At 50.0% G+C, this 15,648-nt stretch carries 9 protein-coding genes; 5 read left to right on the top strand and 4 right to left on the bottom strand.

Annotated features, from left to right (window positions below; all coding sequences use genetic code 11):
• Positions 1 to 6 precede the first annotated feature (6 nt).
• Both FCL45_RS01260 and FCL45_RS01255 read right to left on the bottom strand, forming a co-directional pair.
• Complete coding sequence (locus FCL45_RS01260) at positions 7 to 468, bottom strand: DUF4920 domain-containing protein (RefSeq protein ID WP_136795495.1); 462 nt, start codon at positions 466 to 468, stop codon at positions 7 to 9.
• A 371-nt stretch (positions 469 to 839) separates the two neighbouring features.
• On the bottom strand, positions 840 to 1,349 hold the full coding sequence (locus tag FCL45_RS01255; RefSeq protein ID WP_136795494.1) for a helix-turn-helix domain-containing protein: 510 nt from the start codon (positions 1,347 to 1,349) through the stop codon (positions 840 to 842).
• Between the two features lie 365 nt (positions 1,350 to 1,714).
• Here FCL45_RS01255 and purL point away from each other — a divergent pair, with 365 nt between their 5' ends.
• A complete protein-coding gene (purL, locus tag FCL45_RS01250; RefSeq protein WP_136795493.1) occupies positions 1,715 to 5,518 on the top strand; it encodes a phosphoribosylformylglycinamidine synthase in 3,804 nt (1,267 codons plus the stop codon).
• A gap of 185 nt (positions 5,519 to 5,703) precedes the next feature.
• On the opposite strand, the gene FCL45_RS01245 is transcribed toward purL, so the two are convergent.
• Both FCL45_RS01245 and FCL45_RS01240 read right to left on the bottom strand, forming a co-directional pair.
• Positions 5,704 to 7,020, bottom strand: coding sequence for an L-cysteine desulfidase family protein (locus tag FCL45_RS01245; RefSeq protein WP_136795492.1), 1,317 nt, complete (start codon positions 7,018 to 7,020; stop codon positions 5,704 to 5,706).
• Positions 7,021 to 7,060: 40 nt separating this feature from the next.
• Entirely contained in the window at positions 7,061 to 7,438 is a 378-nt protein-coding gene (locus tag FCL45_RS01240) for a RidA family protein (RefSeq protein WP_136795491.1), read from the bottom strand.
• 404 nt (positions 7,439 to 7,842) lie between these two features.
• Between FCL45_RS01240 and FCL45_RS01235 the strand changes: the two genes are divergently transcribed.
• From FCL45_RS01235 to FCL45_RS01220, 4 genes are all read left to right on the top strand, one after another.
• Positions 7,843 to 9,903 carry a serine protein kinase PrkA gene (locus FCL45_RS01235; protein ID WP_136795490.1) on the top strand — a complete coding sequence of 687 codons (2,061 nt, stop codon included), beginning with the start codon at positions 7,843 to 7,845 and terminating at the stop codon, positions 9,901 to 9,903.
• Positions 9,904 to 9,969: 66 nt separating this feature from the next.
• Positions 9,970 to 11,355 carry a DUF444 family protein gene (locus FCL45_RS01230; protein WP_136795489.1) on the top strand — a complete coding sequence of 462 codons (1,386 nt, stop codon included), beginning with the start codon at positions 9,970 to 9,972 and terminating at the stop codon, positions 11,353 to 11,355.
• A 38-nt stretch (positions 11,356 to 11,393) separates the two neighbouring features.
• Positions 11,394 to 13,025: a SpoVR family protein gene (locus FCL45_RS01225; protein ID WP_136795488.1), complete on the top strand. Its 1,632-nt coding sequence runs from the start codon at positions 11,394 to 11,396 to the stop codon at positions 13,023 to 13,025.
• A 217-nt stretch (positions 13,026 to 13,242) separates the two neighbouring features.
• Positions 13,243 to 15,579 (top strand): serine protein kinase PrkA, encoded by a 2,337-nt coding sequence (locus tag FCL45_RS01220; RefSeq protein ID WP_136795487.1) that lies wholly within the window; start codon positions 13,243 to 13,245, stop codon positions 15,577 to 15,579.
• Positions 15,580 to 15,648 lie beyond the last annotated feature (69 nt).

Raw genomic sequence — 15,648 nt, 5'->3', positions numbered from 1 at the left:
CACCGGTTATTCGTTAATTTCAGCGCCAAGGCCGATCAGGCGGATAAAGCGTGTTCCTTCATCAATCGAGGCGGGGTCGAATGGTTTACCTTTTTCCTCTGCAAGATGTTGCTGGTACTTGATGAGCTCTTCCCGGGAAAGTTTCACCTCGTCTACAATACCTTCTATAATGCCAACCCGGCCGGTAGCACTCATGGGAAAGACGATTTCACCATCGGTGACCTTTACCTGGATCTTTTCATTGGGGCGATCTCCTGCCACATAAATCCAGCAGCCTCGTTTGGCGCACACTTCGATTATAAGGCCCTCAACTCTTACTGTTTTGCCGAGATATTCGTCAGGTGCATCGAGAATTCTAGAGATGGCGGTGGATTCGCCTTCGCTGATACCATTTCCGTAGGTTTTGGCAAAGGCCTGACCGGTGAAAAGCAGGGTGGCAGCCAGAAAAAGCAGGGTGATTCTCTTCATGTGTTATCTCCTGATAGGTTGAGTTGCAGACAAAACAGATCGGTGGTATCGAGCAAAATTGTCATTGGTTCGGGCAAAGTCGCAGCTGATGGTTCTGGCTCAATGCCGGTATGAAATTCAGGTTATTATCTGTGTTGCCGATACAAATCCCGTACCGGATTGCCACAACGTGATATTAATGAAGTGCTTTTGAAGAATAGACCGATAAATCAGGAGAATAAGGTGCAGGAAGTGTGTGCAGGTATCGGTGGGGAAGTGCCGGCGGATGGGCAGGATGGGTGCTGCGCTCGACAAAATTGTCGAGCGCAGCAGTTCAATGTCGAATGTGCGGATGAAAAGTGCGTCAGACTGAAAAAAGAGAGATTGGGGAATCAGCCCTGTTTTTTCTTTCTGCGCTTGCGCTTGCTCTTTTTCTTTTTAATCGGCTTTGGTCGTTTAGGGCGTTTTTTAGAGCCCTTTTTGCTGATTTTGCAAGGCTTTGGGGCAGAGGGATCCTGGCTTTTGCGTGCAGAGGTATCGGTAGACTCTGGTGTCGCTTCGGCGCCATCCGGGGCAATCGCTTTCTGAGCTTCAGCTGCTTTTTCAGGCGCTGCATTCAATGACACCGGCTCGCTGTCGGCAGCCTTTTTTAGAACGTCTGCGGGAAACATCTCCATACCTTTTTCTTTAAAACGCTTAACGAGGTAGCGGATCTGACCGATGCTCAGTCCTGACTGCTCGGCGGTTTCAGCCTGGGTCGTGCCCTGATCGAGCAGGATAAGGGCGGCGGCGCGCTGACTGACGTCAGGGGCGTTCAATCTGCTGAGTTTGGCACAAACGATCTGGTGGTCCGGGGAAAGAAGCAGACCTGCGGAGTTTGAGGATGAAGATTGTAATGTCATGACTATTGTTATCCTGATGTATTAAAAAAAGCGGGTAGAAATGAAACTGTCTGCTCGTCGAGTCAGCTAAATACGTTCGGGAACGTACAATTATTTCATGAGATATTCAAGGCTGATAGTTGTTTCACTGACGCTCTGCAATAATCTCAGAGGGCTGATACTCTGATTGAAAACCACCGCTAAATACACTTTGAGCAAGATATTTCTGGTAAAAAATGCTATGTTGGGATGTTTTTCTGCAGCTAAGATGTTACTCACCAGCAAAGCTGAAGTATCTTCACTTTAAAAACCATCTCCCGCAGTCCAAACCAGTCTGGGAAAATTGTTGTAACTGCAGGAATACCTCCAAATAAAAGGATGCGAAAATGAGTGTGAAAATCACACGTTTGTATCGGAAGATTGACGATAGCCGGGCCTACTGTTTTAACATAGAATCCAGCCGCGAGTTAACGGATGAAGAAGTGCTACGGGTACGCTTGATCCTGGCCGATGGCTTTCTGGCGGAGACTGTCTCCACCTCTCCGGTTCTGGCGGGTGACCGTGTTGTCGAGCTTGGACCGCGCATGAATTTCGCCACCGCCTGGTCGTCGAATATGGTCTCCATTTGCAGGGCGACCGGCCTTGACATGATTACCAGGGTTGAGAGATCCCGCCGTTACATTGTGCCGGAGGGCCAGGATATCCAGCAGTTTATCGACGCCAATCATGACCGGATGACCGAGTGTCATTACCCGGAGCCGCTGGCAAGCTTTGAGACAGGCGTGGAGCCGGAACAGGTATACGATGTGGACCTGATCAGCGAGGGGCCTGACGGCCTGTTGAATATTCCGGGCATTTCCATGGATGAGTGGGATCGCAACCTCTACTACGATTATTTCGTGGGCAGACTGAAGCGTAACCCGACCATCGTTGAGATCATGGATCTCAATAACGCCAACTCTGAACACTCACGCCACGGTTACTTCAAGGGTAAGCAGGTAATTGATGGCGAAGAGTATCCGGATACTCTCTTTGATCTGGTGGTCGATACCTTAAAGGCCAACCCGAAAGGTTCCTCCATTGCTTTTAAAGATAACTCCAGCGCCATCAAGGGCTACGAAATCACCACATTGCATCCGGTTGAGCCTGGTAAGCCCTCTCCATTTAAAAAAGTAAATGCGACCTATAATCCGTTGCTCACCGCCGAGACCCATAACTTCCCCACCGGCGTGGCACCGTTCCCGGGTGCCGAGACAGGAACGGGTGGCCGTATTCGCGACGTACTGGGTACGGGTAAAGGGGCCTATGTCGTGGCAGGAACTGCGGCCTACTGCGTCGGTAATCTCAATATTCCAGGATACACTCTCAGCTGGGAAGACGATGCACCGGTCCCTAATAACCTCGCCGGTCCGCTGGAGATTATGATCGAGGCGAGTAACGGTGCCTCCGATTATGGTAATAAGTTCGGTGAGCCGGTGATCCAGGGTTTCGCCCGTTCGTTTGATATGCGTCTTGATAACGGGGAGCGCTGGGGCTTTTTGAAGCCGATCATGTTCACCGCCGGTATCGGCCAGATTGATGATCGCCACTCCGAGAAGGAAAAAGAAGAAAAAGGCATGCTCATCGTGCAGGTGGGTGGCCCGGCCTATCGGGTCGGTTTCGGTGGTGGCGCGGCTTCTTCGATGATGCAGGGTGAAAACGAGTCCGAGCTCGATTTCGATGCCGTCCAGCGTGGTGACGCTGAGATGGAGCAGAAGATGAGCCGTGTCATTCGTGCCTGTAACGAGATGGGTGACAAGACCCTGATCGACGTCATGCACGACCAGGGCGCAGGTGGTCCCGCCAACGTAATGAAAGAGCTGGTTGAGAATTCCGGCGGTCGGGTTGAGATTAGAAACGTTCGGGTGGGTGATCCCACCATGTCTGTGCTGGAAATCTATGTTGCCGAATACCAGGAGCGCTGCGGGCTCTTGATTCGTCCTGAGAATATTGAGGAATTTAAGAGGATTTGCGCTCGTGAGAAGGTTGGTTGCGAAGTGCTGGGCGAAGTGACCGGCGATCTGAGATTCGTGGTACATGATTCCAACGATGGTTCTACCCCGGTGGATATCCATCTGGATGCCCTGCTGGGTGAAATACCCCAGAAGACCTTTACCGATAACCGTACCAGGATCGCTTCCAATCCTGTTGAGCTGCCGGCAGACCTCACCGTCCGTGATGCACTGGACAAGGTGCTGCGTCTGGTATCGGTTGGTTCCAAGCGTTTTCTCACCAACAAGGTGGATCGTGCGGTAACCGGCCTTATTGCCCAGCAGCAGTGCTGTGGTCCGCTGCAGCTGACCGTGGCCGATGTGGCAGTTGTGGCCCAGAGTCATCTCGGTAAAACCGGTATAGCCACTGCGATCGGTGAGCAATCGATCAAGATGCTTGTCGACCCTGCGGCAGGTGCCAGAATGGCGGTTGGTGAGGTTATGACCAACCTGGTCTGGGCCAAAATTGATGCAATCGACCAGGTTAAATGTTCAGCCAACTGGATGTGGGCACCGAAACTGCCGGGCGAGGGTGCGGCCATCTATGATGCTGCCAAAGCCATGTGCGACGCCATGATCGAGGTGGGTATCGCGGTCGATGGAGGCAAAGACAGTCTTTCAATGGCCACCATGGTCGGTGAAGAGACTGTAAAATCTCCGCGTGAACTCACCATTTCCGTTTACGCCACCATGCCGGATATCACCGCCAAGGTGACACCGGATATCAAGAACCCAGGCAATTCCGTACTGCTGTTCATCGATCCGACCGGTGGCAAAAATCGCCTGGGCGGTTCAGCTCTGGCCCATGTCCATCGCCAGCTTGGTGCGGACAGCCCCGATGTGGAAAACCCTGCAGGGCTGAAGGCGGCTTTTAATGCGGTGCAGCAGATGATTGCGGCAAAACTCATCAGTGCCGGTCACGATAGGAGTGATGGCGGTCTTATCACCACCATGCTCGAGATGGCTTTCGCCGGTAACTGCGGTATTGATATCGATCTGGCAACGGAGTCTGGTGCCATCGAAGCGCTCTTCTCAGAAGAGGTCGGTATGGTGGTTGAGTGCAACGACGCAAATCTGGCGGCTGTACAGCAGTTGCTTGAAACTGCCGGTGTCGCCAATGCGGTGCTCGGTAACACCACAACTGAAAAGCAGATCAAGGTTGCGGTTAATGGTAGTTCAGTTCTTGCTGAAGAGATGGTTGTGCTGCGTGGCCTCTGGGAAGAGACCAGCTACCAGCTCGAGCGTCTGCAGGCCAATGTGGACTGTGTAGAGCAGGAAAAGTGCAATATCTACGATCGTAAAGGTCCAGGCTATGTACTGACATTTGAGCCCACTGCGACTCCGGTTGAGCGACTTGAGGCTGGTGATAAGCCGAAGGTAGCTATCTTGCGTGATGAGGGTTCCAATTCAGATCGCGAGATGACCAGTGCCTTTTACGCCGCAGGGTTCGAGCCCTGGGATATCTGCATGAATGACCTGCTGGCCGGCACCATCGACCTCGCAGAGTTCAGAGGCCTCGCTGCAGTAGGCGGTTTCTCCTACGCCGATGTGCCCGATTCCGCCAAGGGCTGGGCAGCCACCATCCGTTTTAACGAGCGTCTGCAGAAGATGTTCAGGGATTTCTATAACCGCGAAGATACCTTTACCCTCGGTATCTGTAACGGCTGTCAGCTCTTCGGCCTGCTTGGCTGGGTGCCTGAGCTTGATATCCCGGCGGAGAAGCAGCCGCGCTTCATTCATAATGAGTCAGGTCGTTTCGAGTCCCGCTGGGCCACCGTGAAAGTGCAGGAGTCCAATGCCATGATGCTGCAAGGCATGGAAGGAACCGTTTTCGGAATCCATGTCGACCATGGCGAAGGAAAGCTCCACTTCCCGGATGCTGAGATCATGGATAAGGTCAAGGCAAACAATATGACCCCGATGGTCTATGTGGATGACGAAGGTAACGCTACCGAGAGCTATCCGTTCAACCCCAACGGCTCACCGGAAGGTCTGGCAGGACTCTGCTCTGCCGACGGCCGCCACCTGGCGCTGATGCCGCATCCTGAGCGTGTTTTCCTTTCATGGCAGGCACATTATTTGCCCGAGGGACTGAAGCATCTTGAAGTTACTCCATGGATGAAGATGTTCCAGAACGCCTATGAGTGGTGCATGAAATAAGAGAAGGCACCCTGAGGAATAAAAAGAAAGGCGCATCCCGGCTTCGGGTATGCGCCTTTCTTTTTGCCTGTTGAGCAGAACAAAGAGGTGACTGGATAGTTTGTTGCTGTTACAGAACCTCTACTTTTCTTCCAGCAGGAGAACTCCCCCGGTCGAGTGAGTCAGACCGGGGATGGGCAGCTGCATCAAGCTCTGTTCTTTTCCTTGTCGATCATGATCTGCAGGATGGTCTTGTCAGCGGCGCTCATGCCTTCGTGGCTGAGAGTTCCCATGTTTCTGATGGTGCTTTCGGGGGAGGTGCCGATAATGCCGTCGGTGTCTTTGACGTTGATACCCTGCAGGGAAAAGAGCGCAGCCTGCACCGCAGCACCGGCTGCGGTATTGAGTTTGATGGCGCAGCCGGCTTTGGCGCCGTCGCAGATAACCCCGGCCAGATCTTCCAGGATATTCTTGATCGCGCCGGCGATGTGGTTGGCGTCACCTCCAACCAGGTAGGCGATGCCGGCGGTGGCGCCTGCACCTGCCGCCACTGAGCAACCGCATACCGCTGAGAGCCTGCCGGTATGTGCCTTGACGTAGCCGGTGATGATATGGCTGAGGCCAATCGCCTTGAGCACCGTTTCTTCATCGGTGTCGATAAAATCCTTGATGGCCCAGATGGGCAGAATGGCGGTGAGACCGTGATTGCCGCTGCCGGCAGAGCTCATAGCCGGCAGCTTGGCGCCGCTCATGCGGGCGTCTGCTGCAGCCGAGGTCAGCCTTCTGGCCGAGGTCGCCATGTCGTTGACCAGAAGCTTCTGCTTGAGCAATCGGTCGATACCTTTGCCGATACCAAGACCGCTGCCGTGTTTTAAGCCGTATTCGGCCAGGCGCAGGTTGTGTTCGACACCTTCCTGCAGGAAAGCGAGATCTTCTTCATCAAGCTCATCAACCAGGTCGTAAAGATCGTTAAGGCTGAGCTGCCTCAGCCATTCTTCAAGCTCGGCAAGTTTATTTTTGCCGGCGTTTTCAGGCAAGGTGGCGATTAGAGGCGAATCGGTCACCTCGTTGCCATCGAGCTTGAGGCTGACAATGTTGTTGTGCAGATCGACTATGGTACATTCTGCCATTGAGTTGCCGGAGACAATCCTGGCTGCTATGTAGAGCCCGCGCTCCTCCCGTACCTTCACAGTTACAGCTTTAGCCTTGAGTAAATCCCTGGCTTGCTGGACGGATTCTTCGTTGAGCGATTCAAATAACTCGAGGCCCAGCAACGGGTCACATCCGCAGGCTCCGAGGGCGGCTGCGGTGTTTATGCCAGCCAGGCCACCGCTGTTAGGGATAGTTACGGCCATGCCATTTTTGTAGATGTTGGGGTCTACCAGAACCTCAATGGAGTCGAACTGCTTTTCAGGGAGTATGCTCGCGGCAGCTGCTGTGCCAAGGGCGACGGCGACCGGTTCTGTGCAGCCGAGGGCGAGAGTTACCTCCATCTGCAGAATGTCTTTGACCGTAAAATTCATAAAAATAGTACCTCGGGGCGTTGTTATAACTAACTGGTAATTACAGCGCCAGAATGGCTTCAATCTCGATGTTCGATCCCAGCGGCAAGGCTGCTACCTGAACGGTGGAACGTGCCGGTGGTGAGTCGGTAAAGTACTCGGCGTAGGCGGCGTTCATAGTTTGAAAATCATCGAGATCGGTAAGAAAAATTGTAGTTTTCACAATATTATCCAGGGATCCTCCGGCCTCTTCGGCGACAGCCTGGAGGTTTTTCAGAACCATGTGAGTGCGGGTCGCGATGTCGCCTTCGACAAACTTCCCGGTGGCAGGATCAATCGGCAGTTGACCAGAGATAAACACCAGATTTCCGGCAGAGGCTGCCTGCGAGTATGGACCAAGGGCTGCTGGTGCTTTGTCGGTTGTATACACTTTTTTCATTACATTATCCTTTGTTTCTCTATCAAAAATGATGCGTTGCGAATTTTGTAAGAACAGAATTCAGCAAGACTCTGACATTGTAGTAATTAATTCATCCATTAATTTCTCAATTTTGATCAACTCTGTCAATATAAAACGTTCATATGCTCAAATAAGATTGTCGATTGTACTTCAGGAACGTCATTCTAAAATTGCTTGAGGCAGTACCTCTGCCTGGCAAAAATGTGCTACACTAAAACGGCAAACAGCTTTGCTGCCAGATGGCAGGTTTGCGTTGGAGACAGTAATTTACTGTGCCTCTTTTTATATGTGTCAACTTGTATTCCAAGTGAATCTGTGCAGATAATTAATTATATGACCTAACGCTCAAACTTCTACGAACTATCGTACAAAGGAGGGGAATAATGCCAGCCCAAGGGACGAATACACTCCATAACCATATTGGTGCGGTCAAAAAGGGAGAGCGAGTATTTGAAAACGCCTTTCAAAGTGTCAGTCGAATGATCCTCGACCGGGAAATAGACAAGGTGGTGGTAAACGGTAAAACCACTTTTGACTTCAACATCTTCAGAGAAGGAAGGAAACATATCATCGGCATGTACGATGAGATTAATTCCTTTGTCTCCTTCGTGAAAGATGCGGCCCAGGGCGGTTCATCCAAAGAGATGGCATATGTGCTGGTGGGTGAACCTGGAAATGGTAAGACCTTTCTGGTCGAATACCTGTGTGCCATGTATCGCGATTTCCTGGCAGAGCCGGGAAACCACAAGTATACCTTTCGGTTCAAATATCTCGATAAGATCGGGGACTACGGCAATATCAAAATTATTGAGTCCCAGACTTACGAAGATCCCATGATTTTGGCGATGAACCTCTTGGAAAATAAAGGGGAGTCAAAAGAGTACCTGCAGAAAAAATATCGCTCGACCAGCGCCATGATTGACGAGTGGTATGAAAACTACAGACCGCTTGGTGCCTGCTCCGCCTATATCTGGAACGATATACGGGACTATACGGACGGCCAGGTCGACAAGATGCTCGAGTTTATCGATATCGTGAGAGTGCCTCTGGTTGAGAGCCTGGGCACGGTGACCGGTAAATATCCTGCCAAGGATAAAATCACCTCTTCGGCGGTAGATCTGCTGGGGGAGGAGTCTATTCAGCGGTTGTTGCATATCACTGACACCAATAATCCATTTCGCTTTGATTTGCGGCGTGGCGCCCTGGCAAGGGTGGCTGGCGGAGGTATTCATTTCAGTGATGAGATTTACAAAAACAAGAAAGATCTGGTGCAGGTCTATCTGGGCGTAATCCAGAACAGGACCATTGAGATTGACGGTTATAGATGGCCGATTGATACGCTTATCATCGCTACTTCAAACAACTCTGAGTTCAATCGCTTTCTGGCAGAAAAGGAAGAGGCGCCCATTATCGATCGCTGCCGTATCTGCTATGTCTCGCATAATACCAACTATAAATTGCAGAGTGATCTGACTGCTTACGCTATAGGTGATGAGTCGAAGACTACCCTGACCGGCGATGTGATGCATCAGGACCCGAACCTGAATTACGCAGCTTCAGTAGCGGTGGTTCTCACCAGGCTGCCAAGATCTGAGAAACTGACACCTATCGAAACCATGAAGCTGGCGTCGGGGGAGGTTGCTGGAGAGAAGAGTCTTAAAACTCTTTCTGAGGTAATTGATATCCTGAACCAGGATCATGACATTACCAAACGTTTTGGCCAGAAGGGGCTGGGGCAGCGAAATCTCGGCCGCACAATGCAGCTGATGCTTGAATCAAGTGAGACCAACGAGGGCAAATGTATGTTTGCCTATGATGTCTTCAGGTCTCTGGAGCGAATCGTTCTCGACTACGTGAGCGAGGCAAATGATCGGGCAAAATTCCTGGACGATTTGAAAATAGCACGGGGCCTGTACCGGGAACGTATTCTGACAGAGATGTTCAATGCGTATATGGATGAACCGCTGGCGATACGAAAAGATGTTTTGAACTATGTGAACATGATCATAGGCATCGATGCAGAGAATCTGGGGGCGGATAAAATGTGGAAGTATAAAAATCCCCAGACCGGTGAACTGCTGGCGATCAAGATTGACGAGCGGTATATCGACTCGGTGGAAGACCGGCTCGGCCTGAAGACAAGAGAGCAGAAAGATTCGTTCAGAACCTCGATCAGGAAGGTATATGGCCAGAAGATCTCCGTTGATCCGAATTATGACTTTATGGACAATCTGGAGCTGGTCAAGGCTGTAACCGATGTGCGGTTGAAGTCTGATATTGCCGGGGCCGGCAGTCTCATCGGAGCATTGGCCAACCGGACAAACGAGGAGAACCAGAAGCTGTATGACAGGATGATCGATACCATGCTCAATAAGCTCGGTTATTGCCCAACCTGTGCCCAGAAGACCATCGAGTATTTCTGTACCCAGGTGGACGAAAACTAGTGGATTGCCAGCGTCGCTGTGTCATTGAGCACGAGACAGACGAACTGGCGTAACACCTCGGAGATCATGAAAAAATTACGTGAACTCTATGTCAGCTGTAAAGCGCGTGGCTTGACGAAAGAGCAGGATGAGATGATCAGGCGTGAACTGGTGGCGGCTGAGAAAGCAGGAGATGTTGATCTGTACCATAACCTGCAGCCACCAATCCGGCCTCTGTCCATGTATGGTTATAACGATTACCAGATGTTGCATGGTGGGGCAGCTCCGGAACCTACGCCAATCAGTTCGGTGCATTCCCTCGACTATCTGCTGGAAAAGGATTCCCAGCGGGAAAAGGATGGGTTTCCCAGAAAGATCCGGATTGGCAAGCTGGTCAAGCCCGGCCGTGACGGTGATGAAAAAGTGGTGGTTGTACCAACTACCGTCGAAGAGAAATTGATTCATGACAAGGTGCGACTTGACGAAGAAGAGGAGGGTGAAGGAGAAGGTGGCAGCGACGGCGGTTCTGGTGAAGGGGAAGAGGGAGAGGTAATCGGTGAGCAGCCGGTTCGCCAGGAAGATGGCGCTGGAACAGGTGCAGGCCAGGGCGATGCTGCATCCCACGAGATAGAGTCCAATGCCTATGACCTCGGCAGGGTATTGACCGAGCAGTTCGCGCTGCCCAATCTTCGCGATAAAGGCAAAAAACGTTCTCTCACCAGGTATACCTGGGATCTCACAGACAAGAACCGTGGCTTTGGTCAGGTTCTCGATAAAAAAGCGACTCTCAGGCGCATAATTCAGACCAACATTGGGCTGAAACGGATTTCCGGTCAAGGTCGGATAGACACTACGGACCTGCTCATGTCGCCCCGTGACAGGGTCTATCGGATTCTCTCCAGAGAGAAAGATTATGAATCACAAGCGGTTGTGTTCTTTGTCCGCGACTATTCCGGCTCCATGAGCGGCAAGCCCACGGAACTGGTGGTGAATCAGCATGTGCTCATTTATTCATGGCTGATTTTCCAATATGAAAAGCAGGTTGAAACCCGTTTCGTGCTCCACGATACCGAGGCTAAGGAAGTGGACGACTTCAACACCTATTACAACTCCAAGGTGGCGGGGGGGACACAGGTTTCCGCAGCCTATAAGCTGGTAAACAAGATTGTGGAAGATGAGAGCCTGGAGAAGGATTACAATATCTATATTTTCCACGGTACAGATGGGGATGACTGGGATACCAGGGGGGATGAGGCGATTCCTGAGCTGAAAAAGATGCTGGGCTATGCTGCTCGAATCGGGGTGACCATCGCCGAGAACGGGTATGGCATCTCGGGTAAGACAGAAGTTGAGACCTATCTGCGTAAATCGGGATTGCTTGAAGAGTGGCGAAACAATTTGCGTCTTGATGTGCTGAGTAAGGATGCCACAGAAACCAGACTTATTGACGGTATAAAGAAACTCATCGCGTAATTTCCGGAATATCGAAGACCCATCAGGATCTAAATAATATGGAACTGATCAGTCAACATGCCAAGAAAATCATGGAAGGGTGTAAGGAACGCGCCCGTGATGCGGGGCTAACCTTTCAGGATGAGAGCCTTGAGTATATCGTCACCAACCGTGATATGCTCGAGCTCGGCCCGAAAAACATGATTCCGACCCTTTATGATTATTGGGTGCAGGATGTTGAAATTTTGAAAGAAACCGGCAGGTATGAGCTCTATCCATCAAATCCGTATGAAACGGTAATCAACACCAGACCGCCGATCTCGTTTTACAACGATAATAACCCGGACTGGCTGAACGTGATGATTTTTTATCACGTTATTGGCCATATCGATTTTTTCCAGAACAATATCTACTTCCGCCATACCTGGGACTATGATTTCTCCAGCAAGGCCATTTCGGACAAGCGGCTTATTGCCATGCTGCGTTCAGAAAAAGGACACTGGGTCGATTATGTGATCGAATTTGCCAAGGCGGTGGATAACCTTGTTGGTTATTACGAAACATTGGCAGGTTATGCCCGGCCGGATGGGCGCAGGATAACTATGCTGGATTATTATTTTGATGTCTTTTTACAGAAACATCAGAAGAAGAGTATCTCTGGCTACGTGAAGGAGATAGAGGATTACAACAAGAAGATCAAGGAGAATCCGGAGAAAGGGGAACAACTGTTTCTGGAGACGGTGAAGTCAAAATACACTGAGCTGGAATCCTACTATAAAAAGCATGTCGCCCAAGATGCCGGTCGCTCCCGTATGGATATCCTGCAGTTCCTGATAGAACACTCACCGTTTTTAAAAAAGGAAGAGAATCGCTGGATGGCCACCGTTATAGAGGTTATCCGTACTACCTCGCTCTATTTTCAGCCCCAGATCAGAACCAAGATATTGAATGAAGGGTGGGCCAGCTACTGGCATGAAGAATTGTTTCTCCGTGACGACAGGATCAAAGGTCATGAAGTGGAGTTCGCCATAATCAATGCCAAGGTGACCTCGATGCCGCGGGTTGGCTTAAACCCCTATGCCCTTGGCATGCGGCTCTTTTACTATCTTGAGGAAAAGGCCAACAAGGGGAAGTTTGACCTTGAGTTCAGCAGGCTTTATGACAGTTATGCTCGCAGCAAGTATGACCTGCAAAAGAATAAAGGTCGTGATTATATTTTTTATGTACGTGAAAATTTCGCAGACTCAATGTTTGTAAATTCTTTCATCGACCAGGATTTTGTTGATAAGCACAAGCTTTTTGTGGTGGGGAAAAAGCTGAACAAGGAGCGGATGACCTGGCAGTACTATGTGAAAAGCAGGGAAGCGGATGAGTACCGAAAAATGGTGGCTGAACAGCTCTATCACCCCCCGTCGGTTACGGTTGATGTGACCGAAGCTGGTACTTTGGTGCTAGACCATAAATTTGAAAATAAGCCACTGTTACGTGAGTTCGTGGACGGGTCTTTAATGGGGGTGGAGTTCCTCTGGGGCGGGCCGGTGGCCCTCTACTCGTCAGAGCCAATTCCCATAAAAGTTGATGAGACACCGTCTCTTGCCGGACCTGAAGAAAAAATGCGGAAACAGTATGTCTGGAAGCGGTTCAAATACACAATGAAGGGGCGTAAACTTTCACGGGAGTTGGCGGAATAGAGAACTGCACGTTTCGATTGAGCCCGGATCTTACTTGTCCGCTTCTCGCAACTCAAGCGGGCAAGGTGGTCTCGCGAGAACAATGAAGAGTACAGTTTCAAGCTCATATTGTTGCAGGGGATAGAAGGGTTTTGAGCTGATGTTCATGAAAGTCGGGGTATAAGGTGCCAACATAAACATGACGGGATAAAGGCAAAGCCAATATACAGGTGTTTCGATGCAAGAACTGAACAAAGCCCTGGAGAGTCTCAGAAAGCACAGGGGGAGTTGGGCCAAGCGGGCGCTAATTACATTTTCTGATTATCTTCAGGAGGTTATATCTCAGCCTGAGCGCAATATTCGTGACGTATACCAGGTCTATGTCGATATGATCAGTACCTTTATTTGTGAGGGAATAGATGAATATAAGGATGATGCAGAGTCGATAGACTACCTCGATTACAACTGTAACCGTCTTTTCGTTGAAGGTTCCGATCGTCCGTTTTTTGCAGATCGTCTCTTTGCCAACAGGTTGATGCGTCATGTGGATTCAGTCTCTGTTGGCGCCCAGCAGAATAAAATTTACATTTTTGAAGGGCCCCACGGCAGTGGCAAATCGACATTTTTAAATAATCTGCTCAGAAAATTCGAGGAATATGCCAACACCCCTGAAGGGGCTCGCTACGAAGTCGTCTGGCGTTTAAACAGGGATGACTATGAGGAAGGAGGACAGACTCTCAGCTCGTTCACAGACCGGATCGCATCAATCCTTGAAAATGATGGCAAGAAACGGGCGGCGACAGAGATAAAGAATTTCATAAATGTAAAAGATCAGACAACAAACTATTTCAACGTACCCTGTCCGAGCCATGACAACCCGTTGCTGATTATACCGAAAGATGTTCGACGCCAATTCCTGGAAGATCTCTTTGAAAATGGAGAGTTCAAGTGGAAGCTGTTCACCGAGAAGAAGTATGAGTGGATATTCCGGGATGAGCCCTGCACTATCTGCACCTCAATATACCAGGGGCTGTTGAAAAAATATCAGGATCCCGAACATATCATGCGGTATGTCTATGCCCGCCCCTATGCCATTCGAAGGAGGTTGGGAGAGGGTATTTCGGTTTTTAATCCTGGTGATAAACCGCTCAGGCATAATGTGATCCACAATGATGTGATCCAGAAAAACCTCAACGCTCTTTTTGCAGGCTCCCAGCAGGTAGCGTATCTCTATTCACGGTATGCCAAGACCAACAACGGCATATACGCCCTGATGGATGTGAAGTCCCATAACACGGATCGGTTGATGGAACTGCACAATATCATCAGTGACGGTATCCATAAGGTTGAGGATCTGGAAGAGCGGGTAAACTCACTGCTTTTTGCCCTGATGAATCCGGAAGACCGGAGGATTCTGGACGACCTGCAGGCGTTTTCTGATCGTATCGAATACATAAAAATCCCGTATATTCTCGACCTCAAAACCGAGGTGCAGATTTACCTGGAGATCTTTGGCAAAGCAATCGAAAAGAGTTTTCTGCCCAGGGTGCTGCATAATTTTGCCCGGGTAATTATAGCAACGAGGTTGCGCTGCAAATCGGAAGCGCTGCTCGAGTGGATCGGTGATCCCGAGAAGTATGAACTGTTCTGTGACAAGGATTTGCTGCTGCTGAAGATGGAAATCTTCACCGGCAATATTCCGAAATGGCTTGAAGCCAATGACGTTGAAAAGTTCACGGCCAAGAGAAGAAAGAAGGTTATCGCTGAATCTGAAAATGATGGCTGGATAGGGCTTTCCGGGCGTGATTCGATACGGATGTTCAATGAGTTTTACACCAGGTTTGCCCGTGACGACAAGATGATAGATATGTCCATGTTGGGCACATTCTTCCGTGAGTATTGTAAGCAGGACAAAGAACTACTGCCCGAAGGTTTTCTTGATTCCCTGCTCAGGATGTACAATTACACTGTGTTGCAGGAGGTAAAAGAGGCGCTCTACTACTACAACGAAGAGCAGATCTCCCGCGATATTCAGAATTATATGTTCGCTGTTAATTTTGAGCAGGGTGCCAGCGAAAGATGCACCTATACTGGAGACTTTATAGAGATTACGGCCGATTTTTTCAGGAGGGTCGAGGCACGATTGCTGGTAACCGAGAGTGAGGCCAACGCTTTCAGGAATAATGTCCAGAAGGCGTACACGACTTCAGCCCTGACCCAGGAGATTCTTCGCGATGAGTTGGATATAACCCAGACTTCACTCTTCATCCATCTCTACGGACGATACGTCCATAATCTCAAGGAGAAGGTGTTGGTGCCCTTCCTGCAAAACGAGAACTTCCGGATGGCAATTCGGGATTTTGATTCAGATTCTTTCAGAACCTACGACACCAAGATCCAGGAAGACGTTACCTACATGATTGAGAACCTTACCAGAAAATACAAATACTCACGCCAGGGTGCGAAAGAGATCTGTATTTATGTGATTGATAATAATCTGGCCCAGGCATTTGCTGAGAAAGCGGTTAAGGAGGTTGCCCGGTCGACAATTTCTGATATAGAAACAGGGGTGTGACGGCGAGTTGGATGTTGGATGTTGAGGGCTGACTTGGCAAAAAAAAGGGGCTTTCCTGAAACAGGAAAG

The sequence above is a fragment of the Desulfosediminicola ganghwensis genome (assembly GCF_005116675.2).
GTDB classification, from domain to species: domain Bacteria; phylum Desulfobacterota; class Desulfobulbia; order Desulfobulbales; family Desulfocapsaceae; genus Desulfopila; species Desulfopila ganghwensis.
This window is presented reverse-complemented; position numbering and strand designations above follow the sequence as displayed.

Coding starts and splice junctions, on each gene's coding strand:
- FCL45_RS01260 (WP_136795495.1), bottom strand. CDS start 468: ATGAAGAGAATCACCCTGCTTTTTCTGGCTGCCACCCTGCTTTTCACC.
- FCL45_RS01255 (WP_136795494.1), bottom strand. CDS start 1,349: ATGACATTACAATCTTCATCCTCAAACTCCGCAGGTCTGCTTCTTTCC.
- purL (WP_136795493.1), top strand. CDS start 1,715: ATGAGTGTGAAAATCACACGTTTGTATCGGAAGATTGACGATAGCCGG.
- FCL45_RS01245 (WP_136795492.1), bottom strand. CDS start 7,020: ATGAATTTTACGGTCAAAGACATTCTGCAGATGGAGGTAACTCTCGCC.
- FCL45_RS01240 (WP_136795491.1), bottom strand. CDS start 7,438: ATGAAAAAAGTGTATACAACCGACAAAGCACCAGCAGCCCTTGGTCCA.
- FCL45_RS01235 (WP_136795490.1), top strand. CDS start 7,843: ATGCCAGCCCAAGGGACGAATACACTCCATAACCATATTGGTGCGGTC.
- FCL45_RS01230 (WP_136795489.1), top strand. CDS start 9,970: ATGAAAAAATTACGTGAACTCTATGTCAGCTGTAAAGCGCGTGGCTTG.
- FCL45_RS01225 (WP_136795488.1), top strand. CDS start 11,394: ATGGAACTGATCAGTCAACATGCCAAGAAAATCATGGAAGGGTGTAAG.
- FCL45_RS01220 (WP_136795487.1), top strand. CDS start 13,243: ATGCAAGAACTGAACAAAGCCCTGGAGAGTCTCAGAAAGCACAGGGGG.